Genomic DNA, 10,481 nt, shown 5'->3' on the forward strand with positions numbered 1-10,481 from the left:
CCCGGCTGCCCGCCCCCTCTTTTATCTTCACTCATTTATGTCAATCCTTTCAAGAATTACCCTGCCCCCACACCCCTCAAAAAGCGATGGTTTTGCGAAGTGTTTTATTACGCATAATCGAAGTTATGCGAAATAAAATCTATCTTCCCCCTAAAATCGCCATTCTGCCCCATTATGTCCAGCAAACGGGCCTCTGTAATCGCAAATAAAGGCGTTAATTAGCATTGGCCGGTACTCCCCTACCTTTTGCCCGATTTGGCGCGAATCTGAGGGCCTGGGTGCGTCTGGATAGCATATCTTGGCGCATAGGCTAACAAAGTATGTCGAAACGAAAGCATGCGGGCCAAAAAATCGGATTTTGGCGCGGGTTAGTTTTCGGCTCCATAATAGTTCGGCCCACTTTCTACTTCCCCAAACAATGCCGGCTGCTCACTCGTTGCGCTATCGCGGGCCTGGTCGTCGGCCAGGGCCAGGTCAGCCAGCCGGTGCCGGACTTCATCAGCCCACAACGTCGCCATTTCTTGGGCATTTTTAGGTTGTTTTTCCGTTCGCAATTTCTGGTAAGCGTTCCTGGCGTGTTGTAACGCGCTAAAAGCCCCCTGCTCAAATCCCCAAGCAATCGCGGCTTCCGGATTCGGGAATAAAGCAGGGGACTGCTTCTCAATTTGTTCCTGGTCGGATTCGGTCAGCCCATCATAAACGGCCGATTCTATTTTTTCCGGCATCCCGGCCCACATACCCGACTCGTCCCAAAGCGTCATCCCAGACCGGCCCCGGCGTGCCCAAACCACCTTGACGCCCCGGCGCTCGTTTTCCTGAACAATATGCAGTTCAAGATTGAGTGAGCGATACAGCCGGGCGCGTTCGGTGCTGCTGAGGGTTGCACGGGTGATACTGTTGGCTTGGGCGTCCATTGCATCCTGTAAATGGTAAATCCACAAGACACCACATCCCCATCTACTAACCGTGTCCTGAATCTGGCGCATAGCCAGGGCTTTGGCCTTAAAAGATGCGATTCGATTTTTGTTCAGCCCAGCGTCATTATCAATAACGGCCTGGGTCACAAGAGGGGTGATGATGGCGGTTAGACTATCTACGACAATCGTCGCAACGTCTGACTCGGCCATGTTTTCGTTCAATAGCCGGGTGATAATTTCAGGGTTGGTGTTGTCGGCCGGATTGTCGCTCAGCCGGTACACGTCGCCCCTGGCCAGGGTAACCACTTCAGCAAAACGGTTGTCCGCGTCAATGGGCAAAAGTGGAGTCCGCATCTGAGTCGCAAAAGTGGACTTGCCGCTGCCGGGATAGCCAACCAATGCCCACAAGCGTGGGGGATATTTTTGGATTTGGAATTTCTTGAAAGCCATGACTTTCTCCTTTATGAATTATTACCGGGTAATAATGTCGGTTTTTCTAAGAGGTTTTGGGGGTTTTGGGGGTTTTGGTTCTGTCCCCTGACACCCCCAAAACCTCATTAGATTAGTATTTATATAGTTATGGGGTATAAAAATACAATACCCAATACCCCAAAACTACCTTGCCAATTTGTAGCGAGTCGTCCGTCGCCCGCCTTTTGCGCCTGGTTTTTGTTCGATTATTTGAACCATCGCTGTTTTTTCAAGCTGACAAAGCGCATCTTCGATTTCATCTGGCGTTCTATCCTTCATCGCTTTGTACAAATCGCGCAACGTCGCGCCTTGTGGTTCGTGCCGGCCAAGCTGTCTGATGATGCGTTCCTGGAGCGTGCTAAAATCAGTCTGGTTGCTCATTTCCAAGACGCGGTGTGCGCTCGCCCGCCATTTTTCGCAAATAGCTACAGCGTGAGCAAAATGATAACTCTCGATGACCGGCGCGGGTTCGTCGTTCCAGTCCAGCGCGGCCAGGATGGTAGCCACTTTCAGAACCTGGACAGGCAACCGGCCATAGCTGCCGTGCAGCCTTGAATCAAGGTCGCCGGTCAACAAGTCAAAACTTACTGCTCTGTTGTACCGACTCCAGTCCTGAAACACCCCAGACGCGAAAGTGACATCCAGCGCCGGCGGCGGTTCGGGCCAGGTTGAGCCAGGCAAACGATTTAACAACCGACTTAAACCGGCGCTCAATTCTCCGGGTTCGTCAACGTGTCCGGGTTCAGCCCATTCCGGCCTTGTTTCTGGCGTCAAAATAGCGAATCGCGGCCAGAAACCCATTGCCCAAAGCCGCGAATTGTTCAGGTGAGACGATATAGCCCCCGGCGTTGACGCGCCAAGTAATGATAAATAAGCGTTTTTGACGATGACCAGACCACTGCTTTTTGTGGAGCGAGTGAAATTCTCATCACAGTCAAAGAGCCTGAGCAAGGCTTCAATCAATCCGGCGTTGTAATCGCGTCCGGCGCTGGCCAACAGTCCTGAGATTTCGTCCAATGACCAACCCCTTTGAGCGCAGAAATTCCGGCTCTTTTGCCACTGTTTCTGGTCGGGTTCGCTCAATAGCTCAAATTTTGTCGGTTGACGGCCGGCCAGGTCGGACAGCATGGCTTCTGGCGTACTGTCCTGCGCTGTCAACAGGTGAGGCATCACCCGGCGCGAAATTCGCCGGGCCACATCCAAAGCGGTTGTTTTGCGAAACAGCGTCGTGGGTGCAATCCACACGACAAAAAGATTGGGGTAGACATCGCCAAATGGCATAGAAACTTTTAATCGCCGGGCAATCGCCACGCTCGCCAACCAGAGTCCGGCTGACTGGTGAAACATAAACGGGGTCATAGGTGAGACTTTGTGACCGTAATCCACATAGAGACCGAGCCAATGCGAGGTGTGGTTGCGGTCAAAAACCGGCACATTTTCTGGTAGCGGTTGACATGTTGTCATCGACTCGCCGATTCTGCCGTTTTTTGAAAAAGACACGGTTCGGCTTGCGATTATTGCTTGCTGGCGTTCTAATTCGTCATCAGTCACCCTATCATTGAACGCCAGCCGGGATAGCTGTCCCGCATCTTCGATGAGTTGGCGTCGTATCGCAGTTCTGTGAACAATTTCAGCGTAGTGAACCAGATGAAACGATGTAGGGGTTTGATTGAGCAAACTGGACAATCGAGGCGTGCCGCCGATTTTGTCCAAAAGACCACGCCGGTCTAACTCATCCATCAGCGTTACCTGGTCGGCCGGGGTGCCGGCTTCGGCCAAATCTTTAATAGTCTGAAAAAGCCAGGCGTTGCGCTGAATGAAAAAATCACTGGATTCCAAAAACGGAATTTTTTGAAATTGCTCAGGATCGGCGCCAACCAAAAGCGAGCCTAAAACCGCTTCTTCAGCTTCGACGCTATGCGGTTGTAATTTATCGGGAATGGTCGGCGGTGGTGAGGGGGGGGTAAAATTTTTACTCATTTTTGCGCCCTCTGTGCGCCTGCCGGCGTTCATCAAGTAGAGCGGCAATCAGACACGCTGCTTCATCTTTTGTCAATTGAGTCGCGGATTTGGTTATTCCAAATCGCTGTTTTTCCTGCTCATAGACGCCCCGGCCGGCGCGGGCAATCAATCGCGACAAAAATGCTAACTGTCGCGCGGTCGCTAAATGTTCAGACATTGTTCATTCCCCCCCCGCTGCTGGCTGCGGTTGCAACATTCTGAAAATGTTGCTATAATGAAACAAATCGAATCTGTTCGGCAAATTTGCATTGCCGAGCGAACGATTTTGGATATTCTTCTTTGTGAAAAACGCGGCCCGCACCGCGTTTTTCGTTCTACGCTGACTCATCATTTTTTAACTCCCCGGCCTCGGTGCCGACCGTTTCGGGCGCTGGCTCACAAACTTCAGCCGAATTCTCCGGCACGGTTTTGGCGGCTTCAATCTGGGCTTCAATTAGAAGATGACCGAGTTCGCAGAAGATATCGAGATTAACCATGTCGGACCTTCCTTGTGGCGGGTTTGTTTTGTTCTCGCTCGATTTGCGCTATGAAATTTTCTGTAGCGCGTCGAATCAATTCAGAGCGACTCAAATTGAGATTCGCCGCAACAACACGTGATTTTTTAGCCAAATCAGCCGGAAATTCCACTGAAACCATTTTTTTGCTTTGCATATTCCCTCGCTTCGACAAAAAAAAGAGCGGTTATGGAACAAACTACGAGTGATACACTCGCAATTGTCTCCACAAACGCTCTTTTTTCGCATCCCGCTCAAATCGGGGCATCCCGCCCCGATCAAGCGCGTTGTGTCTTTATTAAATTATCAATTATTGTAGCACATAATTCTTCCGTTGTCTACGTTGAGGATTATGTCAACTCAACATAAAGTATGGTACTTTGGTACTATTCTGGATTACCACTTTTTTTCTGGTCGCTGCCTCGGACATCAAGCTGATACCTGGCTATAGAAATGATTAACCCGATTCCCTGTCTAACCTCGAAAGGCATATCGAATTTTAGGAGTTTTACTGCCTCCTCATGAATCGCCTCAAGAGCTTTTGATTTATCATCCATCTCGATTTCGTTCACGGTAAAAACCTTTCTTGAAATTTCAAGATTATGAAGTTATTAAGTACAATTAACTTATCATACATTTGAGATGATTTCAAGCATAAGCGGGCGTTTTTTCGCCCGTTAAAGCACGAGTTTCCAATACCTTGAAGCAGGCAATAAAATGCTTGCTATCCTTGCTTTATACTACCTATCGCCATTTGTAAGACATTCAGCACTTCAACAAAATTGTGGGTACTTATTATCACATCGGCGTAACGTTTGCTGGGTTCTACAAATTCCAGGTGCATGGGCCTGACCGTTTGCAAATATTGTTCAATCACCATATCCACCGACCGCCCCCGTTCGGCGATGTCTCGTTTTAGCCTGCGGATAAAGCGCAGGTCCGCCGGGGCGTCCACATAGATTTTAATATCCATCATCTCCCGCAGTTTTTTATCTACAAAAATAAGAATGCCCGCCACCAAAATCACCTGCCGCGGCTCAACCAGCTCAAGCCGGTTGGTCCGCACGTATTGGGCAAAATCGTAAATTGGAATTTGCACCCGTTGTCCCTGGAGAAGCAATTCCAGGTGCTTAACCAAAAGCTCATTTTCCAGCGCGTCGGGGTGGTCAAAATTGAATTCCCGGCGCTGTTCCAGCGGCAAATGGCTCAGGTCTCGGTAGTAGGCATCATGCTCAATGTAAGCCAAATGCTCCGGCCCCACCGCCTGCAGTATTTTTTGGGAAACGGTTGTTTTACCGGAAGCAGTGCCCCCGGCCACGCCAATGATGATGGGTTTTCTCATCTGGCCCCTCCCATTTCTGGAGGGGCAAATGCAGTCCGGCCACCGGCATTGTTGAACCGCATTACTTCCTCTGTTGATGTTTTTTTATCCGGGCCAGGCTGGCCGCCAGGCCGGAAACGGTGGCTCTATGTTTTCCAGACGCCCTGACAGTAGGGCCGTCGGTGGGGGGGGGAGCTTCTTTAGGGGTGTATTTGCTGCCGTCGGGCATTGTTGCGCCGTCAAGTTTGGCATACTCTAACTGCGCCTCGTTTACTTTAGCGCCGGTCAGATTGGCTTCACTTAAATCAGCATGGCTCAAGTTGGCTTCACTCAGATCGAGCTCTTGTAAATCGGCCTGGCTCAGATTAGCTTCGCTCAAGTTGATTTTTTTCAAATTGGCCACTGCGCTTAAGTTGATTCCACTCAGATTGGCCCCCCTCAAATTGGCCCGGCCCAGGCGCGTTCCTTCCAGATTGGCGCCAGTAAGATTGCTTCCGGCCAGGTTGGCCAAACGTAGATTGGCCTGGCTCAAATCAGCTTTGTTCAGGTTGGCTTCACTCAAGTTTGCCTCGGCCAAATTAGCCCGGTGCAGGTTAGCCTGGCTCAGATCAGCTTTGCTCAAGTTGGTTTTGGGCAGTTTAGCTTGACTCAAATTAGCCTGCTTCAGGGTAGCGGCTCGCAAATTAGCCTGAGATAAATCAGCCTCAAACAAACTGGCCTCGTTCAGTTTTACCCAGCGTAGATAGGCTTTGCGCAAGTTGGCTTTGTTCAGGTTGGTGCCAACCAAACTGGCCGTATCCAGATTTTCTCCATGCAAATCAATCCGGCTTAAGTTGGCCCCATCCAGCCTGGCCCCGTGCAAATAAGCCCTGGAGAGATCAACTTTATTCAGGTTAGCCTCAACCAACGTGGCGCGGATCAGGCTGGCTTTGCGTAGATTGCTCTTTTCCAGGTTGGCTTGGATCAAATTAGCCCCGCGCAGATCAACCCCACTTAAGTCGAGTTCGCTCAAATCGAGTTCGCTCAAGTTGGGTATTTCACCCTGCTTGCGGGCGGCCTTGATTGTGTGAATAACTTGTCCGCGTTCCATGGTTTTGCTTTGACGGAGTTTTTATTCAGTATATCATACCTGTTTTTTGCTGACAACCATCAATCCAAAATATTATGAAAACTTGTATTTTATTGTCCGTGCAGCCATTGCGCCTGCATCTCGGCCATCCGGCCACTCTCGTCCAACCGAATCAAGGTTTCATTAACGGCTTCCAGTAAGGCCTGGCTTTTGATGGGCACGGCGGCGGCGTACCACTCATCGGTCAGATAGGCCACAATTTTTAGCCCCCGCGAAAAAGCGCTAACACCACTGACGGCGTCCACAATGGCCGCGTCGGCCTGGCCGCCAAACAATGCGGTTAAGGCCGCCGCGGCGCTTTCCTGGCGCAGCAACGTTATGCCTTCAACTTCTCGCGCCAACTGCCGCGCCTCCATATCGGCTTGGCTGCCCCACTCAATGGCTATCGTGCGCCCCTTTAAATCCTCAACTGTGTTGACGGCATTGTTGTTGGCGCAGGTCACCAGCACCTGCCCAGCGTTGAAATAATTGTGCGTGTAGGCCACATCCTGCGTCCAGCGAGGGTCATAAGGCAGGCCGGAAATGATGATGTCTACCCGGCGGGCCAGCAGCGCATCGTACAGCCCATCAAAGCCAATGTTAACAAACTCAGCCTCTACGCCCAAATCGGCGGCAATGACCTGGGCCAGGTCAACGTCCAGGCCCACAATTTGGCCGGTTTCGTTTATCATTTCAAAAGGCGGAAAGCTGGCGTCCAGGCCCACCCGCAACGTTCCCCGCCGTTGAATTTCGGCCAACGCGCCATCATCACCAGAGGGATACAGCCGCCAAACAATGAAACCCAATAATAGGGTGAGACCGATCAAAATGAACGCCCCTCTAAAACCCAAAACGCGACCCATGACCCGTGACACCCGTCCCTCGACGCCCGCTCTCTGCCTCATCGCGCCAGTTCCTCTCCCCGGCTATACCGCTGCACCTCCAGGTAAATTGGCTTTGGCTCAAAATCGGGCGTAACAAAAGTAAAGTAATCAAGATAAGTGCGGGCGGGCCAGGGATAACGAAAAGCCCACAGCGCGACCATCTCCGCCCAGGGCCAACCTTTTACCAATTGGTAGGCGCGGATGGTGTTTTTAATGCGTTGGGCCGGTTTGACCGCCCGCGTCCAGCGGGGGTGATCATTCCAGCCCCCTTCGGTGATGTAGATGGGCAGGCCGGCATAACCGTTGTCAACCAGTAATTGGCGGGCCAACTCCGTCCGCCGAAAATTAATGACCTGCGGGTGGGGGGGATCATCGGCAGGAAAGCTCCAGCCGTAGGCATGGACGGCCAGGCCATCCATCACCTCACCGGCCCCGGCGTTAAGCATGCGCTGCAAATAAATCAAATCGTTCATCGCTTGCTCGTGGCCGGGTGGGGCCAGGGTAGGGGCCAACGCGCCGCCCAGCACCAGCACGTGGGGATGATTGGATTGCTGAACGCGATGATAGGCTACGGCCAATAATTTGGTATAACCTGCCGGGTCCACTGTCTCAAAGCCCCATTCCAGGGCCAGGTTTGGTTCGTTCCAGATAATGATGGCCGGCACCCGGTCGCCATAACGATCGGCAAAGGCTTGCACGTAATCGCCAAAGTCGGCATATCGTTCCGGCGGCAGAAACGTGGAGGCGGAATCGGCCGGTCTGGCCCAGTCCGGCGTCAGGCCCAGGCGAGCAATTACGGTTAGCCCCTGCCGGTTGGCGTGGTCAATCACTAAATCGCTGTGGGACCAGTCAAAAAAACCGGGGAATGGTTCATGATAGGCCCAGGGAAAATATTCTACAATCCAGGGCGCGCCCATCTCGCGGACCATCTCTAAAGTGCGTTTGATTTTCCAGGGTTCAACCTCGTCGGTCAGGCGGGTATGGACGCCCATTTTGGGATTGAGGGTAAACACGGTTTGCGGCAGCCCTAATTCAATTTCGTGGGGCGACTCAGCCGCAGGCAGGCAGAGAAGGGCCAGCAGGCAAAAAAACAAAAGCATAATCCGGGATATAAAGGTCAAGATATTAGGCGCAGGCGAGGTTGGCATCAACATTCAAATCATCCATTCCCCTGGATCGTGTTTATAGGGGTAGTGAATTATACCGTTAAACAAAAACTTATGAAAAATTTTTTCAGATGGCTGTCTGAAAGGCCTGCTCTCAATATTCTACAGGTTCATTGCCAGATACCTTGACCAATGCTATACTTAATTTAAGCGTTTCCCCTACGCTATGCCAGGAACCTGACCAACTTTATCTGTCAGGAGATAAGTAATGAGCATTGTCTCTGCCCATAAAAGCGATACCGGCCGCCGCCGCAGGCGTAATGAAGATTACGTGTGGGTGGATGAGTCGGCCAACCTTTTTATTGTAGCGGATGGTATGGGCGGCCATGAAGCGGGCGATGTAGCCAGTCAACTGGCGGCCACTACCGTTGGCCAGTTCATTATGGCTGAACTCAAAGACAAAACCGAGCCAATCTCACCGACATTTATTACCGCGTTAATGACCAAGGCCATTGAGCAGGCCAATGAAGTTGTTTTTCAGGCAGCCCAGGAGGCCGGACAAAAACGCCAAATGGGCACGACCATTGTGGTGGCTCTGCTCCGCTCTGCTATGGCCTACATTAGCCACGTGGGCGATGCCCGCGCTTATTTGGCCCGCGGCGCTACTTTAATGCAACTGACCCAGGACGACTCGTGGAAAGCGCAATTTGGCGGAAAAGGCTCGCCGGCTAAAACCAATTTTCCCGACACCAGATTGGGCCACATTTTGACCAAAGCCATTGGCCAGGATACTGTTCTGAACCCATCTACTGCCGAAATCAAAGTTGCGCCGGGCGATTGGTTGCTTTTATGCAGCGACGGTCTGTGGAACATGGTTGAAGATAACCAAATTTTAACAGAACTGCAAAAAGCAGACGACCACCCGGCCCAGGCCGTAGACGCTTTAGTGGGGGCAGCGAACGAGGGGGGCGGCAAAGATAACGTTTCGGTGGTGGCCATAAAAATACTTCCCGCGGCGAGCGTTTAAAATATTAGGCCGAAACCAAAACCTCTCTGGCTATCTCCATAAACGCCCGCAAAATCGGCGACATCCACTTATCCTTTTGCCAAATCATTAACAAATTGGCGTAGATCGGCCCGTTTACCCAGGGTAATTCCACCAGCGACCCCGCAGTTAGTTCCTCCTTTACCGCAATTTGGGGCAGCATGGTTATACCCGCTCCGGCTATCACACATTTTTTTATGGCTTCAATGCAGTTAAATTGCAACCTCATTGGTAACACCACCTTTTCCTCGGTGAGTATCTTTTCCAACAGCCTAACATAACTGCAATCAGCGGTTGGCACAAGAACGGTTTCATTCTTCAGGTCATGCACGCCGATACTTTGACGACTTGCCAGCGGATTATCAGGAGAGGTGACAATGGCCAAAGGGACTGTCATTAATTCTTCCGTCACCAGATCGGCCATCCGAAAGGTGTCAACAATTAAAAAGGCCAGGTTGGTAACGCCTGAGCGTAGTTCTTCCTGTAAACTAAAGTAAGTGCAGTTATTGCAATTCAGGCCAACCTTGGGGAAACGTTGTTGAAACTTCTTTAAAATGGGCGGCAAATAGTAGATGCTTACGGTTTCAGGAATTCTGATAGACAACGAACCATATGTTTCTTCGTGATTGCCCACTTCGGTTCTAACTTCTTCTTCAAGGTTTAAAATTTTTTGGGCGTATTGCAACAGTATTTCCCCGGCCTCCGTTAGCGCAACTTGTTTGCCGGCTCTTTTGAAAAGACGAACGTTAAGGTCCGTTTCAAGAGCCTTGATTTGTTCCGAAACAGTGGATTGGGCATAGTCCAAAACTTTGGCCGCCTGGTTGAAACTGTGCAACGTGGCGATGGTCTGGAATGTTCTTAGTTGGCGCAGTTCCATCAGTTCCCCCTCCTTGAGTTCAATAAAACCGATATTTTATATCTAAAATAACCGCTTGACACGGTACTACCGATTGATTTATACTATACCTCAAACCTTAACGGTTGTCAATCACCTGTTGTTCTGTGAGGTTTTGAGAGCAAAAAAATAATAATAACCTGAGTTCGGGATAAGGATTGAGTAAAAGTCACTCCTGCATGGTAAAATGGGGCAAAAATGAACCAGATAGACCCCCA

The 10,481-nt window shown here is 50.9% G+C and carries 11 protein-coding genes; 1 reads left to right on the forward strand and 10 read right to left on the reverse strand.

Translation table 11 applies throughout. From position 1 onward, the window contains the following. Window positions 1–368: 368 nt before the first annotated feature. From JW953_02040 to JW953_02080, 9 genes are all read right to left on the reverse strand, one after another. Window positions 369–1,367, reverse strand: a complete 999-nt coding sequence (locus JW953_02040) for an AAA family ATPase (protein MBN1991454.1) — start codon at window positions 1,365–1,367, stop codon at window positions 369–371. 165 nt (window positions 1,368–1,532) lie between these two features. Then, the gene (locus JW953_02045) at window positions 1,533–3,368 is read right to left on the reverse strand and encodes a DUF3987 domain-containing protein (GenBank protein ID MBN1991455.1); all 1,836 of its coding nucleotides are present in this window, start codon (window positions 3,366–3,368) and stop codon (window positions 1,533–1,535) included. Next, window positions 3,361–3,567: a hypothetical protein gene (locus JW953_02050; protein MBN1991456.1), complete on the reverse strand. Its 207-nt coding sequence runs from the start codon at window positions 3,565–3,567 to the stop codon at window positions 3,361–3,363. The genes JW953_02045 and JW953_02050 overlap by 8 nt, the downstream gene beginning before the upstream one ends. 157 nt (window positions 3,568–3,724) lie before the next feature. Then, on the reverse strand, window positions 3,725–3,886 hold the full coding sequence (locus JW953_02055) for a hypothetical protein (GenBank protein ID MBN1991457.1): 162 nt from the start codon (window positions 3,884–3,886) through the stop codon (window positions 3,725–3,727). Between the two features lie 404 nt (window positions 3,887–4,290). Beyond that, window positions 4,291–4,476: a hypothetical protein gene (locus JW953_02060; protein ID MBN1991458.1), complete on the reverse strand. Its 186-nt coding sequence runs from the start codon at window positions 4,474–4,476 to the stop codon at window positions 4,291–4,293. A gap of 152 nt (window positions 4,477–4,628) precedes the next feature. Further along, the gene (gene udk, locus JW953_02065; GenBank protein MBN1991459.1) at window positions 4,629–5,246 is read right to left on the reverse strand and encodes a uridine kinase; all 618 of its coding nucleotides are present in this window, start codon (window positions 5,244–5,246) and stop codon (window positions 4,629–4,631) included. Between the two features lie 61 nt (window positions 5,247–5,307). After that, window positions 5,308–6,315 (reverse strand): pentapeptide repeat-containing protein, encoded by a 1,008-nt coding sequence (locus JW953_02070; GenBank protein MBN1991460.1) that lies wholly within the window; start codon window positions 6,313–6,315, stop codon window positions 5,308–5,310. A gap of 89 nt (window positions 6,316–6,404) precedes the next feature. Continuing rightward, on the reverse strand, window positions 6,405–7,238 hold the full coding sequence (locus JW953_02075; protein ID MBN1991461.1) for a transporter substrate-binding domain-containing protein: 834 nt from the start codon (window positions 7,236–7,238) through the stop codon (window positions 6,405–6,407). Next, window positions 7,235–8,317: a beta-galactosidase gene (locus tag JW953_02080; protein ID MBN1991462.1), complete on the reverse strand. Its 1,083-nt coding sequence runs from the start codon at window positions 8,315–8,317 to the stop codon at window positions 7,235–7,237. The genes JW953_02075 and JW953_02080 overlap by 4 nt, the downstream gene beginning before the upstream one ends. A gap of 274 nt (window positions 8,318–8,591) precedes the next feature. Here JW953_02080 and JW953_02085 point away from each other — a divergent pair, with 274 nt between their 5' ends. Next, window positions 8,592–9,350: a serine/threonine-protein phosphatase gene (locus JW953_02085; GenBank protein MBN1991463.1), complete on the forward strand. Its 759-nt coding sequence runs from the start codon at window positions 8,592–8,594 to the stop codon at window positions 9,348–9,350. A 4-nt stretch (window positions 9,351–9,354) separates the two neighbouring features. On the opposite strand, the gene JW953_02090 is transcribed toward JW953_02085, so the two are convergent. After that, window positions 9,355–10,245, reverse strand: coding sequence for a LysR family transcriptional regulator (locus JW953_02090; protein ID MBN1991464.1), 891 nt, complete (start codon window positions 10,243–10,245; stop codon window positions 9,355–9,357). Between the last annotated feature and the right edge of the window lie 236 nt (window positions 10,246–10,481).

It is taken from the genome of Anaerolineae bacterium (assembly GCA_016931895.1).
Classification (GTDB): domain Bacteria; phylum Chloroflexota; class Anaerolineae; order 4572-78; family J111; genus JAFGNV01.

What these genes read in the sequence shown, in the direction of transcription:
- JW953_02040 (MBN1991454.1), bottom strand. Translation starts at nt 1,367, where the DNA reads ATGGCTTTCAAGAAATTCCAAATCCAAAAATATCCCCCACGCTTGTGG.
- JW953_02045 (MBN1991455.1), bottom strand. Translation starts at nt 3,368, where the DNA reads ATGAGTAAAAATTTTACCCCCCCCTCACCACCGCCGACCATTCCCGAT.
- JW953_02050 (MBN1991456.1), bottom strand. Translation starts at nt 3,567, where the DNA reads ATGTCTGAACATTTAGCGACCGCGCGACAGTTAGCATTTTTGTCGCGA.
- JW953_02055 (MBN1991457.1), bottom strand. Translation starts at nt 3,886, where the DNA reads ATGGTTAATCTCGATATCTTCTGCGAACTCGGTCATCTTCTAATTGAA.
- udk (MBN1991459.1), bottom strand. Translation starts at nt 5,246, where the DNA reads ATGAGAAAACCCATCATCATTGGCGTGGCCGGGGGCACTGCTTCCGGT.
- JW953_02070 (MBN1991460.1), bottom strand. Translation starts at nt 6,315, where the DNA reads ATGGAACGCGGACAAGTTATTCACACAATCAAGGCCGCCCGCAAGCAG.
- JW953_02075 (MBN1991461.1), bottom strand. Translation starts at nt 7,238, where the DNA reads ATGAGGCAGAGAGCGGGCGTCGAGGGACGGGTGTCACGGGTCATGGGT.
- JW953_02080 (MBN1991462.1), bottom strand. Translation starts at nt 8,317, where the DNA reads ATGCTTTTGTTTTTTTGCCTGCTGGCCCTTCTCTGCCTGCCTGCGGCT.
- JW953_02085 (MBN1991463.1), top strand. Translation starts at nt 8,592, where the DNA reads ATGAGCATTGTCTCTGCCCATAAAAGCGATACCGGCCGCCGCCGCAGG.
- JW953_02090 (MBN1991464.1), bottom strand. Translation starts at nt 10,245, where the DNA reads ATGGAACTGCGCCAACTAAGAACATTCCAGACCATCGCCACGTTGCAC.